This window comes from Gordonia sp. PS3 (assembly GCF_041950545.1).
GTDB lineage: Bacteria > Actinomycetota > Actinomycetes > Mycobacteriales > Mycobacteriaceae > Gordonia > Gordonia sihwensis.
Genome location: NZ_CP169524.1, coordinates 3,273,697 through 3,291,681 on the forward strand (window position 1 = coordinate 3,273,697; position 17,985 = coordinate 3,291,681).

Here is a 17,985-nt window from a genome sequence, read left to right on the forward strand (position 1 = left end):
TACGCGCCCGTGTTACCGAAACGCAGTGACCGAAGCCCAGCTAGGACAAGGAGAACCTGATGACTGCACTCGCCGACAACTCCGCCGACACCGGGATGATCACCCCCGCTCTCGCGACGCAGCACAACCTGACGCCCGGTCAGGTCGCCGCGATGTTCAACGTGAACCCGAAGACGGTGGCCCGCTGGGCCTCGTCCGGCGTGCTCAAGTCGATTCGCACCCCGGGCGGTCACCGTCGTTTCCGCGAGGCCGACGTCGTGGAGCTCCTGAACCGCTCCTGACCTCGCGAGGCCGGAACGTCCTTCGGGATGCCCGGTTCGGGCCGATGCCCGGACCGGGCATCGCTCTTTCTCCGGTAGCCTGGCTGACAGCGATTCCACGCGCGTGCGCGCAGTGGTCGTGCGTCAGGAGGTAGTGCGGTCGTGCCGTATTTGTTCGTAGTCCTGGTCGTGATCGTCGCCGCCTACCTGTCGTGGCGGCTGGTCGAGTCCCGGATGCAGGACCAGACCGGTCGTTCCGACCGGTCCAGCGTCCCCCGCGGACCGGACGACGACCCGGACTTCCTGCGCAGGCTCGACGAACGCTGATCCTGACGGGCGCTGTTCCTACAGTCCGGAGTATTCCTACAGTCCGGCGTAGGAGTGCAGTCCGGACACGACCAGGTTGATCGCGAACAAGTTGAACAGCAGGGCCACGAAGCCGGCGACGTTGATCCACGCGGAGGCGTTGCGCCATCCGGCCGTCGCGCGAGCGTGCAGGTAGGCCGCGTAGATCACCCACGCGATGAACGACACCGTCTCCTTCGGGTCCCAGCCCCAGAAGCGGCCCCACGAGGCCTCGGCCCAGATGGCACCGAAGATGATGCCGAGACCGAAGAGCGGGAATCCGATCACGGTGCACTTGTACGCGGTGCGGTCGAGCGCGTCGGCGCTCGGCAGATGATCGAGCAGCCGGCGCAGCGACGCGCCGACACCGGTGGCGAGCTCGTCCGCCTCGCTCCCGACTGCGGGCCATCGGTTCTTCACCAGGTACAGGATGCTGGCCACACCGGCCACCAGCAGCACGCCCGAGGAGATCGAGATGATCGAGACGTGGATCGCCAGCCAGTACGACTTGAGCGCGGGCACCACGGGCGCGGCCTGCGTGTACAGATAGCGGCCCGCGATGAACATCAGCAGGACCACCGGGATGAGGACGAAGCTCAGCAGCGGCCGCGACTCCTTCCGGCGGAGCACCACCAGACCGGCACCGACACAGGCGACGCAGGTCAACGAGATGAACTCGTACATGTTGCCCCAGGGCGCACGATCGGTCGCCATGCCGCGCAGCACGATCGATCCGAGGTGCGCCAGGAACCCGACCCACACCACGGGGTAGGCCATGGCGGCGAGCCGATCGCCGAGCGACCGCCGCGGCGCGGGTCCGGCGACACGTCCGGGCATCCGGTCGTCGGACGAGGATCCCCCGACGCTCGCACCGACGAGTTCCTCACGGCGTTCGTCCAGTTTCGCGTACCGTGCCGCCGCCAGCGCTCCGAGGAACATCAGCATGGCGATCACGTACACGGTGATGCTGGTGGCGTAGAGCCAGTCCGAGTAACGGGCCAGTGTCTCGTTGACGTAGCCGGCGTCGTCGTTCATGAACGCTTCCTCATCTCATCCCACACCGGAGCCATCAGAGCTTGGCCCGGTTCTTCGGCGCATCCGTCTTGAGCAGTCCGCGAGCCTGCTCTTCGAATCCGTCGCCCCAACCCGCCTGGTCGGTCCTGGCCAGGCCGGCCACTTCTACTACAGTACGTCGTTCATCGCCGTCGGCACCAGGCACGATCCGAGCCCAGATACGCCTGCGCCGGATCATGAGCGAGACCACCAGGCCCGCGACCATCACGATCGCGGAGATCAGCACGCCGGTCTGCGCCGGATTGTGCGAGACCTGAACCGACACCCAGCGCTGGTAGCCGTCGAACCGCACCCGAGTGCCGTCGGGGAGAACGGTGTCCGCCCCCTGCGACAGGTTCACCGACGCCTTCTGCTTGAGCCGGCCCTGATCGATCAGGGTCTGGTCCAGCGAGTAAACGTTCTGCGGACGGCCGGTGTCCAGTCCGGTGTCACCCTGGTACACGCGAATGGCGACCGCGGGCTTGTTCGGAACCGGCGAGACCGAGTCGAGCAGGTTCGCGTGCGGGAACACCGCGTCGGGGGCGAACAGCCCCTCGATCGCGACCTGGTGCTTGCGGCGCTCGTCCTCGTCGGGATACAGGCCCGCCGGGGTGTCGAACCGCACCGCGCCCTCCGACAGCATGGTCTGCGTCGACTGCGGGATGAACGGCGTGGTCTCGGTCCTGGTCTGGCCGTTCGGGAAGGTGACGGTGAACGTCGGAGCGAATCCGTTGCCGAGCACGTACACGCGGTCGCCTGCGATCCTCAGCGGCTTGTTGACCTGGACGGACGTCGTCGGCCAAGTGTTCGGCGGAGCCGTCACATCGGTCGTGTACGCCATCGTGGCGTCGTACATGTCGGGCTGCCCGCTGGGCAGGAACTTGGCCTCGAAGTGGTCGATGCGGATGCAGAAGGGCTTGAGCCCGGTCCCGTCGACCATCGATCCGGACCGGAACGAGTCGTATACGGCGGTCGAGGTGTTGCAGAGCACCTGGTCGCCGTCGGCGACCAGCGTTCGGCTGCCCTCGTACCCGAAGAGCTTGCCGACGGCGATCGTGACCAGCAGCGCCAACAGCGCGAAATGGAACACCAGGTTGCCGAACTCGCGCAGGTAGCCCTTCTCCGCGGAGACCTCCACCGCACCCTTCGGGTACCGCGCCGACGGCTCGATGGTGCGGACCTCGGTCCGCCAGCCGCGCAGATTCGAGGTGATCCGATCGGCCACCTCGGCGGGCTCGCCGTCGACGGTCTCGGTGATGTGCCGGGGCATCCGGGCGAGGTTCCGCGGGGCCTTGACCGGCCGGGTCCGCAGCGCCTTGTAGTGCTCCCAGGTGCGCGGCGTGAGGCAGCCGACCAGCGAGATGAACAGCAGCAGGTAGATCGCCGTGAACCAGGCCGAGGAGAACACCTCGAACAGCTGCAGGCGGTCCATCCAGGTGCCGAGCGTGCCGTGATCGGCGATGTACTTGAGCGTCTTCTGCTCGTTGAGGTCGCGCTGCGGGAGCAGCGCCCCCGGGATCGCGGCCAGCGCCAGCAGGAACAGCAGCGCGAGCGCGGTACGCATCGAGGTCAGTCCGCGCCAGGTCTTGCGCAGCGGGGCGACGACGAACCGCGAGAGGACGGACGGTCGGACGGGCTGGGTCATACGGGCAGCTCCACGTCAGTGATCAGGGACATCCGGATCCAGTCCACGAACTCGTTCCACCAGCCGCCCACCAGCATCACGCCGACGACGATCAGCAGTACTCCGCCGATGATCTGGATGGTCCGCGCGTGCCTGCGGACGAAGCCGAGGCTGCGGACCGCCCAGGCCGAGGAGAAGGCCAGAACGATGAACGGGATGCCGAGTCCGAAGCAGTACGCGGCCACCATCAGCGCACCGCGGACCGGGGTGTTGCCGTCGGTGCTCATCGCGACGCCGATCACGGCGCCGAGCGTCGCACTGCTGCACGGGATCCAGCCGACCGCGAACACCGCGCCGAGGATCGGGGCGCCGATGACGCCGGAGTAGCGGCGCGGCGTCATCCGCTTGTCACGCTGCAGGAACGGGATCATGCCGATGAACACCAGGCCCATGACGATGGTGAACACGCCGCCGATGCGCTGCATCAGCTGCAGCCGGTCGGTGTCCAGGAACACCGAGGTGACGCCGAAGAGCGCGGCGGTGGCCAGCACGTACACGATGGTGAAGCCGAGGACGAAGAGCCCGGCCGCCCCCACCACGCGCCAGCGTCCGGCCTTGCGGTCCTCGTCGGCCCTCACCGCCGGTGCCTCGGCGCCGACCAGCCCGGCGAGGTACGAGAGGTATCCGGGGACCAGCGGCACCACGCACGGAGAGGCGAACGAGATCAGGCCGACCAGAATGCACACCCCGAGCGCGAGCAGCAGCGGGCCGCTGGTGACCGTTCCGGCGAAGGAGGCGCCCAGATCGGCCAGGTGAGTCTCGGTCATTGCGGCGCCGGACCTTCCTCGGCCACCTTGACGACCGCATCACGCAGTTCGTCCTCGGTGATCGCACGCAAGTAGACCTTGGCCGGGCGGTGCTGCCGGTCCAGGATCACCGTCGTCGGCACCACTCCCACCGGGACGCCGAGCGCGGCCAGGCTGGCGCCGCCGTAGTCGTAGATCGAGGGGTACGGGACCTTGCGATCGGTCACGAAGTCCTGCGCGCTCGACCGTGAGTCCCGGAAGTTGATGCCGACGAACTGAACACCGCGGTCCTTGGTCTCGTCGTACACCTTCTCCAAGTCGCGGAACTCGGTACGGCACGGCGGGCACCAGGACGCCCAGACGTTGACGACCATCACCTTGTCCTTGAAGTCCGAGAACTTCACGGTGCCGTCGCCCGTCAGATCCTCGCCGCTGACATCGCCGATGTCACGGCGCGAACCCTGGTCGTATTCGATGACGGTCTTACCGCCCGGAGAGACGAACTGATTGCCGTTCTCCGTCGCGACCGCGTCGTCGCCGGTGCTGCATCCCGCGAGAAGGCCCGCCGCGGCGATGACCGCGCACAGTGCGGCGGCGGTCCGCCGGCCCGGCCTCGCCCGACCGCCGGTCATGCTCCCGTGACCCGGGGGTCCGATTCGCCGGCCGGCTCCGAGTAGACGATGTCGACCAGGGCGTCGTCGTCGTAGATGAGCGTGGTCAGCGAGGCCAGGGAGCACTGCCGCACCCGCGGGTCGTGCCAGAGGCGCTGGCCTTCGAGGAAGCGGCGCAGCGTGTACACGGGCAGCTGGTGGCTCACACAGATCGCCTCGTGTCCGCGCGCCGCGTCACGCGCCGTGCTGGCCGCGGCCAGCATGCGGTGTGCGATCTGGATGTACGGCTCACCCCACGACGGGGTGAACGGGTCCCGCAGCTTGAGCCAGTGCCGTGGCTTGCTGAGCGCGCCGTCGCCGACCGAGACCTTCAGACCCTCGAACTGATTGTCTGCCTCGATCAGATCGGTGACCGTCGTGATCTCGAGGCCGTGAGCCTTCGCGATCGGCGTCGCCGTCTCCTGCGCCCGCTGCAGAGGCGACGCGAAGACATGGGTGATGTCATGGTCGGCCAGCGTATCGGCCACCAGCTGAGCCTGGGCCCGGCCCGTGTCCGACAGCCGGTAGCCGGGGAGACGGCCGTAGAGGATGCCCTCGGGATTGTGCACCTCGCCGTGGCGCATCAGGTGGACGATCGTCTTCATCGGACTCCCTCCCCGGGATTGCTCGCGGCGGCCGCGGCAGCCGCGGCGGCCGGCAGTGCGTCGGCGATGATCGAGAAGGCCTCGTCGTCGAGCGCTGCGGATACGAACCACGCTTCGAAGGCACTCGGCGGCGGGTAGACGCCGCGCGCGAGCAATGCGTGGAAGAACGGTGCGAAGCGCCAGGTCTGGGTGGCCTTGACGCCGTCGTAATCGACGATCGGCGTATCGGCCGGGTCGTCGGGATCGGTGAAGAAGACGCTGAACAGGTTCCCGGCCTTCTGGACCCGGTGCGCCACGCCCGCCTCGGTGAGGGCGTCGCCGATCATCGTCGCGAGACGGTCGGCGTTGGCGTCGAGTGCGGCGTACACATCGGCGGTCGCATTGCGCAGGGTGGCGAGACCGGCGGCGACCGCCACCGGGTTGCCGGACAACGTCCCAGCCTGGTACACGGGGCCGATGGGAGCCAGGTGGTCCATCACCTCCGACCGACCGCCGAACGCGGCAGCGGGCAGCCCTCCGCTCATCACCTTGCCGAAGGTGTAGAGGTCGGCGGCCACACCGTCGAGACCGTAGTGACCGGCCGGGCTCACGCGGAAGCCGGTCATCACCTCGTCCATGATGAGCAGCGCGCCGTTGTCGGCGGTCACGCGCCGCAGCCCTTCGTTGAACCCGGCGACCGGCGCGACGGCGCCCATGTTGCCAGCGGCGGCCTCGGTGATGACGGCGGCGATGTCGGGACCGTGCTCGGCGAACGCCCGTTCCACGGCGGCGAGATCGTTGTACGGCAGGACGAGCGTGTCGTGCGCGGCGGCTCCGGTGACGCCCGGCGAGGTCGGCAGGCCGAGCGTGGCGACACCCGAGCCGGCGTCGGCCAGCAGGGCGTCGACATGCCCGTGGTAGCAGCCGGCGAATTTGACGATCTTGGCGCGGCCGGTGAACCCGCGCGCCAGCCGGACCGCGGACATCGTCGCCTCGGTGCCGGAGTTGACCAGCCGGACGCGCGCGACCGGATCGACTCGGTCGATGATCTCCTCCGCCAACTCGATCTCACCGACGGTCGGCGCGCCGAACGACAGACCCGTCCGGGCGGCCTCTCGCACCGCCTCGACGACCGCCGGATGCGCGTGACCCAGGATCATCGGTCCCCACGAGCAGATGAGGTCGACGTAGTCGTTCCCGTCGGCGTCGGTGAGCTTCCAGCCCTGCGCTCGCGTGATGAAACGCGGATCGCCGCCGACCGACGAAAAGGCGCGGACCGGCGAGTTCACTCCTCCGGGAACCGCCTGCGACGCCCGTTTGAACAGTTGTGCGCTGACGGCGGTGTTCTGCACGGGATCGTCGAGAGGTGCGGCCATGGCCTCCAGTGTTCCAAATCAGAGCCGCTCGGCCCAATCGCTGCCTACTCCGTCACACCGCAGTGCCGGTTCTGAGCATATTCCCAGGTTGGTGCGCTAAAGGGGCCTCAGGCACGCCGCGCTAGCGGATGTGCTGCGCGACGGCATCCGCGATCGCGCGCTGACCGGCTTCATTGGGATGCATGACGATCGGCGAATCGGCGCCGATCTGCGGCTCGATCCATCGCATGCCCCGCGGGCTGCACGCCTCGTGACCGATCGAACGGGCGGCCATGTCGATGTACGTCGCACCGGTCTCCCGCGCGGCCGTGGCGATCGCGCCGTTCAGCGCGGCCTCGACCCGGTGGACGTACTCGGCGTCGCCGTCGGCGATACCGACGGCCGGCCGGCAGGTGGTCTTCTCCGGCATCAACCACGGATAGCCGACGATGAAGACCTCCGCCCGGGGCGCCCTGCTGCGGATCTCCCGCAGACCTGCCGCGACGGCCGGTCCGGTCCCGGCCGAGATCTCTCGGAACGGTCGCCTGCCGAGCGCGCTCCGGCACGGTGCTCCGGTGGGATCGTCCTGGGCCAGCCGGGTGCATTCGCCCACCAGCGTGGTGAACAGGGCGGAGTCGTTGCCTCCGATCATCACCGTCACGTATGCGGTGTCCGGTCCCAGTGCGTCGAGTTGCGGAGCCACCCCGTCGTACTGCGAGGCGCTCAGATCGTCGGTGGTCGCGCCCGCGCACGAGACGTCGGTGACCTTCAGGCCGCGCATCCGCCCGACCGTCTCGCCGAAGTTGACCGCCGACCGCTGGCACATCAGCGGGGAATCCTCCACCAGCGGCGACGTGCCCGCACCGGAGGCGTAGCTGTCGCCCAGATGCACGAGTGCGGGGCGCATCGCAGGCGCTGCCGGCTCGGGATGGTCATGGGGCGTCGCATCGATCATCCACACGGCACCGGCGACGATGGCGACGAGCGCCACCACGGCCACCGATGCCGATACCAGCGCTCCCCGCAGCGTCGGTGTCACAGCCAAGAGTTACCGGTTCCCCTTCGGTGGCAGACCCATCTTGACGGCCAGATGAGCCTCGGTCAGTTCGGTTCGCAGACGGTCGACGTCGCGGGCCCAGGCCTGGACCAGCCGGCCGTCTGCCAGCCGCAGGCCGATCCCCTTCCGGCGGCGCGGCACGGCGTGCAGTTCGCCGAGCGCCGGCGCGCTCTCCCAGTCCTGCGGCTCTACGCCGTTGTTCTCCGGGAAGATCTTGACGATGTCGGCGATGTCGATGGTCTCCGTGCCCTCGCGAAGGGTGGTCTCGGTCAGGTGCATCGACACGTGCTGTCGCGCCGCGACCACCTGGAGCAGGGAGAAACCGACGAGGACCACACCGAAGATGGTGAGCACCTCCCAGTGGATGCGTCCCTTGCCCAGGATCTCCATGACGAGGGTCGCGACGATCAGCACCGGCCCGATCGCGACCACCCACCAACTGCCGCCGGGCTCGCGGAGCAGCGTGGCGCCCGGCTCCCGGTGGTCCTCGCTCCGGTCCGGTGCGGCGTCCTCACTCACCGGGACGACCGTCTCCGGGCGAATCGGGCGCGGAGGGAGCGGACTCGGGTGAATCGGGCTCGGGGCAGTCACCGAGTCGACATTTGAACCAACGGTCGGCCTGCGGACGGTACGCGAGCACCGAGCCGAACAGACCCACCACCGCCGATGCCAGCACCAGGGCCAGACCACCGCTCTGGAAGCCGATGGTCAACGGCAGGAGCATCGCGACCACCACGCACGTCAGAGCCGACAGCGACGACCGCCACTGCACCGCTCCCCGATAGGTCTTGGCGCCCAGCAGGAAGTAGGCGAGGCCGAGCAGCATCACCAGCACGTCGATCGCCAGGACCCCGAAATCGAAACCGAGCTTGATCGCGTCGGCGATCACTCCCAGCACGCCCAGCGCGATCAGCAGGGCACCCGAGATCATCCACAGGCGCAGGGCCCACACCACCAGCGCCGGCCGATCCTTGGGATCGGGCCGCTCCGGCCTCCGTCGAGAAGGAATGTCAATCATCGGGCGCCATTCTGCCGGTTGCGGGAACGGTATGCAGCGACCTCACGGCAGAACGCCGCACTGTCGCGGTGCATCAGCGCAGCGAGGGCGCCCACGGCGCAGACACCGCCGAGAATGGTCGGAACCATTCCCCACGCGGGTGCCTCCGGCAGATCCGAACCGCCCTGGGTGTCGACGAACAGACCGATCACCGCGAAGACCAGTTCGACGGTCAGGAACGCGCTCACCCAGCCGAGGAGCAGTCGGGCCCAGGTCCGGCCGGAGTAGGTGAACCACATCAACAGCGCGGCGACGGCGGTCAGCAGTACCACGATGACCACGATCCCGACGAGCACGGTCACGCCCATGTTCTCGGTCAGCGACGGCTCGTTCATCCGGTCGCTGAGTTCTCGGGCCTGCTTCTCGTAGCTTGCCTTGAGGACGTTGAATCGCGACGCGACGGCGACGATCTGGAAGACGATCACAGCCACCCACAGCTGCACCGCCAGCCGGATCGTCTCCGGTCGTCGCGGTGGCGCGGTCGGGTCCGCAGTCGGCAGTCCAGGAGCGGTCATGACTCCAGCCTAATCACCGGCGGGCGAGTCGACGCGCCACCTCGGGCGCGGCGTACGTCAGCACGATCGACGCACCGGCGCGGGCGATCGACAGCACCGATTCGTCGATGGCCGCGTCGAAGTCGATCCAGCCGCGCTCGGCGGCCGCGGCGATCATCGCGTACTCACCGCTGACCTGGTACGCGGCGACGGGCGCGTCGGTCCGGTCGGCGACGTCCCGGACGATGTCGAGGTAGCTCATGGCGGGTTTGACCATCACCATGTCGGCGCCCTCTTCGAGGTCGGCGAGCAGTTCGCGCGCGGACTCCAGCCGGTTCGCCGGATCCTGCTGATATGTGCGGCGGTCGCCGACGAGTGATGAATCGACGGCCTCCCGGAACGGCCCGTAGAACGCCGAAGCGTACTTGGCTGTGTACGCGAGAATGGTCGTGTCGATGAAGCCCTCGGCGTCGAGAGCGTCGCGGATCGCGGCCACCTGGCCGTCCATCATCCCGCTCGGCCCCACCACGTGCGCACCGGCCCGCGCCTGCGCGACGGCGAGCGACTCGTATCGGCGCAGGGTGGCGTCGTTGTCGACGTCACCGCTCTCGGTCAGCACCCCGCAGTGTCCGTGATCGGTGAACTCGTCCAGACAGGTGTCGGCCATCAGGACGGTCTCGTCGCCGAAGTCCGCCCGCAGGGCCTCGAGCCCGCGGTTCAGCACTCCGTCGGGGCGGTCGCCGGCCGAACCGGTCGCATCCTTGTCCTCGGCTCGCGGTACCCCGAACAGCATGAGTCCACCGACTCCCGCGTCGACCGCGTCGTGCGCCGCGGCGCGCAGCGAGTCGACGGTGTGTTGCACCACGCCGGGCATCGAGGAGATGGGCCGGGGCTCGTCGATGCCGTCGGCGACGAACATCGGGAGCACCAGCTGGGACGGATGCAGCCGGGTCTCGGCGACCAGCCGCCGCATGGCGGGGGTCTGCCGCAGCCGGCGCGGGCGGATGAACGGCCCGGTCATCTCGCTAGCTCACCTCACGACCGCGAACGTCGGGACTTCTTGCGCGGCGGAGGCAGCGCCCCCTCGGCACGCAGCTGTGCGGCGTGTGCGGCCAGCGCGTCGACCAGATCGACGATCGACGCCGTCTCGGGCTGCACGTCCACGCGCAGACCGAACTCGACCGCCGTCTCGGCCGTCTTGGGACCGATGCACGCGACGATGGTCCGTGCGTGCGGCTTGCCCGCGATGCCGACCAGGTTCCGGACGGTGGAGCTCGAGGTGAAGCAGACCGCGTCGAAGCCGCCGGTCTTGATCATCTCGCGCGTCTCGGCGGGCGGCGGTGCGGCGCGCACGGTGCGGTACGCGGTCACGTCGTCGATCTCCCAACCGCGATCGCGCAGGCCCTCCGAGAGCGTCTCGGTGGCGATGTCGGCACGCGGAAGCAGGATGCGGTCCACCGGGTCGAAGACCTCGTCGTAAGGCGGGAACACCTCGAGCAGGCCGAGCGAACTCTGCTCGCCGGTCGGCAGCAGTTCCGGCTCCACACCGAACGAGCGGACCTTCGCCGCGGTCCCCTCTCCGACGCAGGCGATCTTCACACCGGAGAAGGCGCGCGCGTCCAGACCGAACTCGGCGAACTTCTCCCAGACGGCGCGAACAGCGTTGGTGGAGGTGAACACGACCCACTGGTACCGGCCGTCCACCAGGCCCTTCACCGCGCGCTCCATCTGCGCCGGGCTGCGCGGCGGCTCCACCGCGATGGTCGGCACCTCCTTGGGGATGGCTCCGTGCGAGACGAGTCGATCGCTCATGTCGACCGCCTGGTCCTTGGTGCGCGGCACCAGGACCGTCCAGCCGTACAGCGCCCGCGACTCCCACCACGAGAACTTGCCCCGCTGGGTCACGATCTTTCCGACGGTGACCACCAGGGGGCCGTTGAGAGCGTTGCCGTTCTCGTTGAGGGTCGCCAGCGTCGCCTCGATGGTCCGCTGCGCGCAGGTGGTGCCGTTCACGGTGATCGCGACCGGTGTCTGCGGCGCGAGACCGTGCTCGGTCAGCGCGCTGGCGAGTTCGGCGAGGTGGCCAGAGGTGGCGTGCAGGATCAGCGGGCCGGGTGCCGCGGCCAGAGCCGCCCAGTCGACGTCGCCGCGCACGTCGGCGACGGTGTGACCCGATCCCAGCGGCATGCCGGCGAAGCTCGGGACGGCGGAGGCCGCCGGAATGCCCGGCAGCACCTCGAAGGGCACGCTGGTCCGGGCCACGGCGGTGACCTCGGCGAGAACGGCGTCGGAGCTCATCGGGTCGCCCGCGACCACGCGAACGACGTTGACTCCGGTCTTGGCCTCGGCGACGAGCGTCTTGGCGACCTGCGCGGGATCACCGAGCGCGGGCTTGGTCACCTCGGGCGCCTCGGACGCCTGCTCGGCGGCGGCCTTGCGGCCGGCCCTGGTCGGCGCGGGCTCGGCCACGGCGTGCGCCGAACCGATCACCGCGAGCACACCGGCGGGCACGTCGGGATCGACGTACGCGGAGGTCGCGTTCACCAGGACGTTTTGCGCTCGCACGGTAAGCAGATCCGGATTTCCGGGACCCGACCCCACGAACAGGATCCGGCCGGGATTAGCATTCTTCGTACGGCTCATGCGTTCGCACTCTCCTGCCCCGCCCCCGGGGCTGCAGTTCGTTCCTACCCCGCCACGGCGGGATAAAGGTTCTCCTACTGCGCGGGTTCGGCGTGGCCGCGGGCTAGTCCCCCTTGGGGACCAGTGCGGCGGCACCGAGCTCGAGCAGTTCGGCGGCGAGGTCCTTGCCGAGTTGTGCGGCCCGATCGACCGGGCCCACCACCGAAGCCCGGATCACTTCGGATCCGTCTTCGGCCGCCACCACCGCACGGAGCGACAGTTCGGCGAAGATGCGCCCATCGTCGTCGATCGATTCGACCACCTCGGCAAGCGCACCGACCGGCGCGGTGCACCCGGCCTCCAGGGCCGCGAGTACCGCACGCTCGGCGTCGACCGCTGCGCGGGTGGACGGATCGTCCAACTCGGCGAGAATTCTCACCAGTTCGGCATCGTCGGAACGACATTCCACAGCCAGGGCGCCCTGTGCCGGTGCCGGCAGCATGACCAAGGGGTCAAGTGCCTCGGTGACGACATCGGCCTTGCCGATCCGCACCAGCCCGGCTCGGGCTACCACAATCGCGTCCAGCTCACCGCTCGCGACTCTGCCCAACCGAGAATCAAGGTTGCCTCTTAGGGGGCGAATTTCCAAACCGAGACCCAGTGCTCTAAGCTGCGCGGCACGTCGGGGCGACGAGGTGCCGATCACCGAGCCGCTCGGCAGCTCACCGAGCACCATGCCACCACGGCTGACCAGCGCGTCTCGGGGATCCACCCGAGTCGGCACCGCACCCATGGCGAGATCGTCCTCGGGCGCGGTGGGCAGATCCTTGTACGAGTGGATCGCGACGTCGCATTCGCCGGCGCGCAACGCCAGCCGGATCGCGGTGGTGAAGACGCCGACGCCGATCTGCGCCACCGGCGCGGTCGACGTATCGCCCGCGGTGCTGATGATCTTCAGCTCCGCGGGGTGCCCGGCCGCCGTGAGCCGGTCGGCGATGTCCTGCGCCTGCGTGGTCGCCAACAGCGACCCGCGGGTCCCGATGCGAATGGTCCGGCTGGCGGAATCCTGCACGATTGACTCGTCCTGTTCTGCTGGATGTGGTGATGCCTGCGCCGACCGGAGCGGTCAGCGCAGTTCGTCGATGCCCGACTCGGAAGCCGCGACGGACTCGGCCGCCCCGGGCTTGAGTTCGAACAGTTCGCGGAGTGCCTCCGCGTAGTGGTCACCGCGACCGGACGACGCGAGTTGCTTGACCCGAACGGTCGGGGCGTGCAGCAGTTTGTCCGCCACGCGGCGCACCGCTTTGGCCACCTCGTCGCGCTGGCCACTGTCGAGGTCCGGCAACCGGCTCTGGAGTCGCAGGATCTCCGCCTCCACCACGTCCGCGGCCCGCTGACGGAGTGCGGCGACGGTGGGGGTGACCTCCGCCTGACGCTGCACCGCGAGGTACTCGGCCAGCTCGCCCGCGACGATGGAGCGGGCCGCGAGCGCATCGGCTTCGGCCGCGCGGGTCTGGTCGTCGCCGCGCAGACCCTCGATGTCGACGATGTGCACGCCGGGCAGCCGGCCCGCGGCTGGATCCACGTCGCGCGGGAGACCGAGGTCGCAGATCATCAGCGGTGCCACGTTGGTCCGTCGAGTCAGCGCGGAGTGCACGTCGCCCACCTGGACCACCGCGGCCACCGAACCGGTACAGGTGACGACGATGTCGGCGTCGGCCATCACCGTCGCGATGTCGTCGAAAGTGGCTCCGCGCGCGGTGATCCCGTACTTCTCCGCCACCGTCGCGGCGACCTCGTCCGCGCGCGCCGCGGTGCGGTTGACGACGGTGATGTCGGTGACGCCGTCGCCGGCCAGCCGGCTCGTCGCCAGCGACCCCATGGCGCCGGCACCGAGAACGACGGCTCGGCGGATCGGCGCCTGATCGCCCCGGATGGCTTTGGCGCGATGGATGGCCACCGAGACCACCGAGGCGCCTGCGCGGTCGATGCCGGTCTCCGTGTGGACGCGTTTGCCGACCCGGAGCGCCTTCTGCGCCAGCTCGTGCAGCGTGCTGCCCGCCGACTGGTTGTCATCGGCGTCGGAGTACGCGGACCGGATCTGCCCGAGGATCTGCTGTTCGCCGACCACCATCGAGTCAAGACCCGCGGCCACGGTGAACAGATGCTCCACCGCCGCCTCCGAGTACCGCACATAGGCGTGGTCGGTGAGTTCGGCGACCGAGAGCCCGCTGTGGTCTCCGATCACCCTGCCGACGGCTTCGAGGGCGGGGTGAAAAGCGTCCACGACGGCGTAGATCTCGACTCGGTTGCAGGTGGAGACCAGCATGGCCTCCGAGACGGTGCGTGAGGACAACAGCGCGTCGACCAGCTTCGGGCGGTCGAAGTCGGAGACGGCGAGTCGTTCGAGGACCGATACCGGAGCACTCCGATGGGACACGCCGAACAACAAGACACTCACAGTGACACGCCTCCCACCCGCCGTCGCCGGAGACACCTCGATGCCCGCCGACCACCCGCCGGTGCTCGCTCCTCTTTCCAGCCCCGGCCCGGTCGGCCGAGTGGACATACAGTTTTCAGGCTAGATCAAGCGCACAGGCAAATGCACGCTCGCACGCACACCGCGGCCGCTACCGCAGGGCCTCCAGGTCGGCACGCAGACGGCCCTCGTCGACTTCCCAGTAACTGTGCTCGACGCCGTTCAGGACGACCACCGGGAGCCGGTCGCCGTACTCGGCGCGCGGCAGCGGGTCGCCCTCCCGTGCACGTCGATCGACGTCGATCACCTGCATCGCCAGCCCGTAGTCGGCCAGGATCCCCCGCAGTTCCTCTTCGGCGCGGGCACACGCCGAACATCCGGTGCGCGACATCAATTCGACGACTGCTTCCACACCGCGAGTGTACGAAAGATCACCGCCGTCCACCCCGCACGGGCCCGGCGCGACCGGCCCCGTCCCGCGATAGGCTGGACTCCGACCGATTCCGCCCAGGAGAAGGAGGGTGGCCCGTGAGCCGCGACTCGATGGACCGTCCCGATTCGGAGGACCTCACCGCCGAGGAGGCGGCCGAGCTCGAGGCGGACCGGCACGAGGCCGCCGAGTTGGAGGCGGAGCAGTACGACGTGGCGCACGACGACGAACCGCGCGAGGACCGGGACGGCGGCCTGCTCGACGGTCCGGACGGGAGCGAAGCCGGCCGTGCGGAGGAGCGCTCGGAGGATGAGGACGCTCGACGGGTCGGCGAATGGATCTCCCAGCGCGCCGGCCGGTTCCGTCAGACGGCCGGCGAACTCCGCCAGGTGCTCGCCGGCGAGGCCGCCGCGAAGGCCGCGATCGAATCACTGCGCGCGCGGACCCCCGACACGGACGGCGGCCAGGTCACCGACCTGACCGGAGCCGCCTTCTTCGACGTCGACAACACGCTGGTGCACGGTGCGTCGATCGTGCTGTTCGCCCGCGGCCTCGCCGCACGGAACTACTTCTCCTACACCGACATCATGGAATTCGCGTGGCAGCAGGCCAAGTTCCGGATCACCGGCAAGGAGAACGCCGGCGACGTCGCCGAGGGCCGAGACAAGGCGCTGTCGTTCATCGCCGGGCGTGAGACCGCCGAACTCGTCCGACTCGGCGAGGAGATCTACGACGAGTACATCGCCGACAAGATCTGGCCGGGCACCGCGGCGCTCGCCCAACGGCATCTGGATGCGGGACAGCAGGTCTGGCTCGTCACCGCCACTCCGGTCGAACTCGCACAGACCATCGCCAAGCGGCTCGGGCTCACCGGCGCGCTCGGAACCGTGGCCGAGAGCGTCGACGGCGTCTTCACCGGCAGGCTCGTCGGCGACATCCTGCACGGTCCGGGCAAGGCTCACGCGGTCCGCACGATCGCCGTCCGCGAGGGCCTCAACCTCAAACGCTGCACCGCGTACTCCGACTCGCACAACGACGTTCCGATGCTCTCGTTGGTCGGCACCGCCGTCGCGATCAACCCGGACCCCGACCTGCGTGAGATCGCCCGCGTGCGGGGCTGGGAGCAGTACGACTTCCGCACCGCACGCAAAGCGGCGAAGTACGGCGTGCAGACCGCCATGGTGGTCGGTGCCGCGGGCGGCGCGGCCGCGGTCGCATCGAAGGTGCTGCGCCGCAGGTGACCCGGCGGTGAATCCGCGTCCCGTCATCGCGGCCGGGCGCCGCCACTCCGTCGGAGTCCGGCGGGACGGCCGCGTGGTCGCCGCAGGCAGGCCGAATGCTCCCGAGTGCGCCGTGAGCCACTGGCGTGAGGTGGTCGCCGTGGCGGCGGGCAACGTCCACGCCGCTGCCAACACCGGCCGCTCGCACACCGTCGGCTTGCGCGCCGACGGGACGGTGACGGCGACCGGGTGGAACGGCGACCGCCAGTGCGAGGTCTCCGACTGGACCGGGGTCGTCGCCATCGCCGCCGGCTGGCGCCGGACCCTCGGGGTCCTGGCCGACGGGACGGTGGCGGCCGCCGGACGCACCGCGGAAGGTGCGTGCGAGGTGGGCTGCTGGAGAGACGTGGTGGCTGTTGCGGCCGGAGACTGGCACTCAGTGGGCCTCCGCCATGACGGCACCGTGGTCGCGACGGGCAACGATCGTCGCGGCCAGTGCGAGGTCGCGGACTGGCGACGGGTCCGCGCTGTCGCCGCAGGCTCTCTGCACACGGTGGCGGTCACCCGCGACGGCCGGGTGCTGACCACCGGCGAAGGCCTGGCCGAGACGGGCCGATGGCGAGGGATCGTCGACATCGCCGCGGGCAGCCACCACGTGCTGGGAGTCGACGAGCGCGGACGTGTGCTGGCCGCGGGGGACGACAGTCGCGGACAGTGCGCCGTGTCGTCGTGGCGGGATGTGGTCGCCGTCGCGGCGGGCGCGGAGCACAGCCTGGGCCTGCGAGCCGACGGAACGGTCCTGGCGGCGGGCAGCGACGCCGATCACCAGTGCGCGGTGGCCGGCTGGCGGTGCCGCTAGCCGAGGTAGACCGAGCCCCTGCGGCTCAGCATCCGGAAGAGGGTCTGCTGAATCTCCTCGCGGACGTGATCGGTGAGGTCGAAGACGGTCATCGGGTCGTCGGCGGCCGATTCGTCGTAACCGTCGGTCCGGATGGGCTTGCCGAAGTGGATGTGCCACTTGGACGGGAGGGGGATCACCCCGAGCGGCCCCAGCCACGGGAACAGCGGCGTGATCGGGAAGTACGGCAGACCGAGTGCCCGCGCCAGCGGTTTCAGGTCGGCGATCATCGGGTAGATCTCCTCCGATCCGACGATCGAGACCGGGATGATCGGCGCACCGGTGCGCAATGCGGTGGTCACGAATCCGCCGCGGCCGAAGCGCTGCAGCTTGTAGCGGTCCTTGTAGAGCTTGCCGATGCCCTTGTACCCCTCGGGCCACACCGCCGTGAGCTCCCCGCGACGCAGCAGCGCGTCGGCGTCGTCGTTGCACGCCAGGGTCGCGCCCACCCGCCGGGCCAGGTCTCCGACCACCGGCGTCTCGAACGCCATGTCGGCGGCCAGCAGTCGGAGGTACCTGCCCTCGGGATGGTTGTCGCGCACGGCGAGCGAGGTGATCACCGCGTCGATCGGGATCGATCCCGCATGGTTCGCCACCAGCAGGCCGGCTCCGGCGGTCGGCAGGTTCTCGACTCCGGTCACCTCTACACGGAACCACTTCTCGTACACCTGGCGCACTGCCGGGAAGAAGACCGATTCGGTGAAGTGTGGATCGAAACCGAACTCGTCCACCTCGTAGTCGCCGGTGAGCCGTTCCCTGATGAACCCGCTGGTGGCGATCAGCGAGTCCGCAATCGCCCCGCGCAGCCCACCGAGACTGAACAGCGGCGAATGCCGCACCGGTTCGACCGGGGCGGATGGTTCGTCGTGGAGTTCGATGCCCTCGTGGATCGGCGTCACGCCGGCGGCGGGGCGGCCGAAACCGTCGGTGTTCGGATGCCCGGTTCCCGCTGAACGTCGTTGCGCGTTCGGATCCGTGTAGAGCGCGATGACCTTCGCCGTACGCGAATCACCGGGCCGTTCGGCCGCTGCCATCTTCGATACCCCCGCTC

20 protein-coding genes are annotated in these 17,985 nt (G+C 69.3%); 4 read left to right on the top strand and 16 right to left on the bottom strand.

Annotated elements, in window-relative coordinates:
• Positions 1–59: 59 nt before the first annotated feature.
• Both ACE11G_RS15140 and ACE11G_RS15145 read left to right on the top strand, forming a co-directional pair.
• Positions 60–281 carry a BldC family transcriptional regulator gene (locus ACE11G_RS15140; RefSeq protein WP_006894318.1) on the top strand — a complete coding sequence of 74 codons (222 nt, stop codon included), beginning with the start codon at positions 60–62 and terminating at the stop codon, positions 279–281.
• Between the two features lie 141 nt (positions 282–422).
• Positions 423–587: a hypothetical protein gene (locus ACE11G_RS15145; protein ID WP_006894317.1), complete on the top strand. Its 165-nt coding sequence runs from the start codon at positions 423–425 to the stop codon at positions 585–587.
• A gap of 36 nt (positions 588–623) precedes the next feature.
• Here ACE11G_RS15145 and ccsB read toward each other — a convergent pair whose 3' ends face one another.
• The 15 genes from ccsB to ACE11G_RS15220 all read right to left on the bottom strand — a co-directional run bounded on the left by ccsB (position 624) and on the right by ACE11G_RS15220 (position 14,777).
• Positions 624–1,640, bottom strand: coding sequence for a c-type cytochrome biogenesis protein CcsB (gene ccsB / locus ACE11G_RS15150; RefSeq protein ID WP_006894316.1), 1,017 nt, complete (start codon positions 1,638–1,640; stop codon positions 624–626).
• Between the two features lie 34 nt (positions 1,641–1,674).
• Positions 1,675–3,303, bottom strand: coding sequence for a cytochrome c biogenesis protein ResB (locus ACE11G_RS15155; RefSeq protein WP_006894315.1), 1,629 nt, complete (start codon positions 3,301–3,303; stop codon positions 1,675–1,677).
• Positions 3,300–4,109: a cytochrome c biogenesis CcdA family protein gene (locus tag ACE11G_RS15160; RefSeq protein ID WP_006894314.1), complete on the bottom strand. Its 810-nt coding sequence runs from the start codon at positions 4,107–4,109 to the stop codon at positions 3,300–3,302. The genes ACE11G_RS15155 and ACE11G_RS15160 overlap by 4 nt, the downstream gene beginning before the upstream one ends.
• On the bottom strand, positions 4,106–4,720 hold the full coding sequence (locus ACE11G_RS15165; protein ID WP_006894313.1) for a TlpA disulfide reductase family protein: 615 nt from the start codon (positions 4,718–4,720) through the stop codon (positions 4,106–4,108). Before ACE11G_RS15165 ends, ACE11G_RS15160 begins: the two co-directional genes overlap by 4 nt.
• On the bottom strand, positions 4,717–5,343 hold the full coding sequence (locus ACE11G_RS15170; RefSeq protein WP_006894312.1) for a histidine phosphatase family protein: 627 nt from the start codon (positions 5,341–5,343) through the stop codon (positions 4,717–4,719). Before ACE11G_RS15170 ends, ACE11G_RS15165 begins: the two co-directional genes overlap by 4 nt.
• Positions 5,340–6,698 carry a glutamate-1-semialdehyde 2,1-aminomutase gene (gene hemL, locus ACE11G_RS15175; RefSeq protein WP_006894311.1) on the bottom strand — a complete coding sequence of 453 codons (1,359 nt, stop codon included), beginning with the start codon at positions 6,696–6,698 and terminating at the stop codon, positions 5,340–5,342. The genes ACE11G_RS15170 and hemL overlap by 4 nt, the downstream gene beginning before the upstream one ends.
• 121 nt (positions 6,699–6,819) lie before the next feature.
• Positions 6,820–7,716 carry an SGNH/GDSL hydrolase family protein gene (locus ACE11G_RS15180; RefSeq protein ID WP_233500205.1) on the bottom strand — a complete coding sequence of 299 codons (897 nt, stop codon included), beginning with the start codon at positions 7,714–7,716 and terminating at the stop codon, positions 6,820–6,822.
• A gap of 9 nt (positions 7,717–7,725) precedes the next feature.
• Positions 7,726–8,253 (bottom strand): hypothetical protein, encoded by a 528-nt coding sequence (locus tag ACE11G_RS15185; RefSeq protein ID WP_006894309.1) that lies wholly within the window; start codon positions 8,251–8,253, stop codon positions 7,726–7,728.
• Positions 8,246–8,752: a hypothetical protein gene (locus ACE11G_RS15190; RefSeq protein ID WP_006894308.1), complete on the bottom strand. Its 507-nt coding sequence runs from the start codon at positions 8,750–8,752 to the stop codon at positions 8,246–8,248. Before ACE11G_RS15190 ends, ACE11G_RS15185 begins: the two co-directional genes overlap by 8 nt.
• Positions 8,749–9,306, bottom strand: a complete 558-nt coding sequence (locus ACE11G_RS15195) for a hypothetical protein (protein ID WP_006894307.1) — start codon at positions 9,304–9,306, stop codon at positions 8,749–8,751. Before ACE11G_RS15195 ends, ACE11G_RS15190 begins: the two co-directional genes overlap by 4 nt.
• A gap of 13 nt (positions 9,307–9,319) precedes the next feature.
• Positions 9,320–10,306, bottom strand: a complete 987-nt coding sequence (hemB, locus tag ACE11G_RS15200; protein WP_006894306.1) for a porphobilinogen synthase — start codon at positions 10,304–10,306, stop codon at positions 9,320–9,322.
• Between the two features lie 14 nt (positions 10,307–10,320).
• Entirely contained in the window at positions 10,321–11,928 is a 1,608-nt protein-coding gene (locus ACE11G_RS15205) for a bifunctional uroporphyrinogen-III C-methyltransferase/uroporphyrinogen-III synthase (protein ID WP_006894305.1), read from the bottom strand.
• Between the two features lie 103 nt (positions 11,929–12,031).
• Positions 12,032–12,979 carry a hydroxymethylbilane synthase gene (gene hemC, locus ACE11G_RS15210; protein WP_006894304.1) on the bottom strand — a complete coding sequence of 316 codons (948 nt, stop codon included), beginning with the start codon at positions 12,977–12,979 and terminating at the stop codon, positions 12,032–12,034.
• A gap of 54 nt (positions 12,980–13,033) precedes the next feature.
• Positions 13,034–14,368 (bottom strand): glutamyl-tRNA reductase, encoded by a 1,335-nt coding sequence (locus tag ACE11G_RS15215; RefSeq protein ID WP_006894303.1) that lies wholly within the window; start codon positions 14,366–14,368, stop codon positions 13,034–13,036.
• A 169-nt stretch (positions 14,369–14,537) separates the two neighbouring features.
• Positions 14,538–14,777: a glutaredoxin family protein gene (locus ACE11G_RS15220; RefSeq protein WP_006894302.1), complete on the bottom strand. Its 240-nt coding sequence runs from the start codon at positions 14,775–14,777 to the stop codon at positions 14,538–14,540.
• 137 nt (positions 14,778–14,914) lie between these two features.
• Between ACE11G_RS15220 and ACE11G_RS15225 the strand changes: the two genes are divergently transcribed.
• The gene (locus ACE11G_RS15225; RefSeq protein ID WP_006894301.1) at positions 14,915–16,057 is read left to right on the top strand and encodes an HAD family phosphatase; all 1,143 of its coding nucleotides are present in this window, start codon (positions 14,915–14,917) and stop codon (positions 16,055–16,057) included.
• Between the two features lie 7 nt (positions 16,058–16,064).
• Positions 16,065–16,895: a chromosome condensation regulator gene (locus tag ACE11G_RS15230; protein ID WP_062366313.1), complete on the top strand. Its 831-nt coding sequence runs from the start codon at positions 16,065–16,067 to the stop codon at positions 16,893–16,895.
• Here ACE11G_RS15230 and ACE11G_RS15235 read toward each other — a convergent pair.
• Positions 16,892–17,968: a lysophospholipid acyltransferase family protein gene (locus ACE11G_RS15235; RefSeq protein ID WP_006894299.1), complete on the bottom strand. Its 1,077-nt coding sequence runs from the start codon at positions 17,966–17,968 to the stop codon at positions 16,892–16,894. The two genes, ACE11G_RS15230 and ACE11G_RS15235, sit on opposite strands and share 4 nt — an antisense overlap.
• Positions 17,969–17,985: the final 17 nt, after the last annotated feature.

What these genes read in the sequence shown, in the direction of transcription:
- ACE11G_RS15140 (WP_006894318.1), top strand. Translation starts at nt 60, where the DNA reads ATGACTGCACTCGCCGACAACTCCGCCGACACCGGGATGATCACCCCC.
- ccsB (WP_006894316.1), bottom strand. Translation starts at nt 1,640, where the DNA reads ATGAACGACGACGCCGGCTACGTCAACGAGACACTGGCCCGTTACTCG.
- ACE11G_RS15155 (WP_006894315.1), bottom strand. Translation starts at nt 3,303, where the DNA reads ATGACCCAGCCCGTCCGACCGTCCGTCCTCTCGCGGTTCGTCGTCGCC.
- ACE11G_RS15160 (WP_006894314.1), bottom strand. Translation starts at nt 4,109, where the DNA reads ATGACCGAGACTCACCTGGCCGATCTGGGCGCCTCCTTCGCCGGAACG.
- ACE11G_RS15165 (WP_006894313.1), bottom strand. Translation starts at nt 4,720, where the DNA reads ATGACCGGCGGTCGGGCGAGGCCGGGCCGGCGGACCGCCGCCGCACTG.
- ACE11G_RS15170 (WP_006894312.1), bottom strand. Translation starts at nt 5,343, where the DNA reads ATGAAGACGATCGTCCACCTGATGCGCCACGGCGAGGTGCACAATCCC.
- hemL (WP_006894311.1), bottom strand. Translation starts at nt 6,698, where the DNA reads ATGGCCGCACCTCTCGACGATCCCGTGCAGAACACCGCCGTCAGCGCA.
- ACE11G_RS15190 (WP_006894308.1), bottom strand. Translation starts at nt 8,752, where the DNA reads ATGATTGACATTCCTTCTCGACGGAGGCCGGAGCGGCCCGATCCCAAG.
- ACE11G_RS15195 (WP_006894307.1), bottom strand. Translation starts at nt 9,306, where the DNA reads ATGACCGCTCCTGGACTGCCGACTGCGGACCCGACCGCGCCACCGCGA.
- hemB (WP_006894306.1), bottom strand. Translation starts at nt 10,306, where the DNA reads ATGACCGGGCCGTTCATCCGCCCGCGCCGGCTGCGGCAGACCCCCGCC.
- ACE11G_RS15205 (WP_006894305.1), bottom strand. Translation starts at nt 11,928, where the DNA reads ATGAGCCGTACGAAGAATGCTAATCCCGGCCGGATCCTGTTCGTGGGG.
- ACE11G_RS15220 (WP_006894302.1), bottom strand. Translation starts at nt 14,777, where the DNA reads ATGTCGCGCACCGGATGTTCGGCGTGTGCCCGCGCCGAAGAGGAACTG.
- ACE11G_RS15235 (WP_006894299.1), bottom strand. Translation starts at nt 17,968, where the DNA reads ATGGCAGCGGCCGAACGGCCCGGTGATTCGCGTACGGCGAAGGTCATC.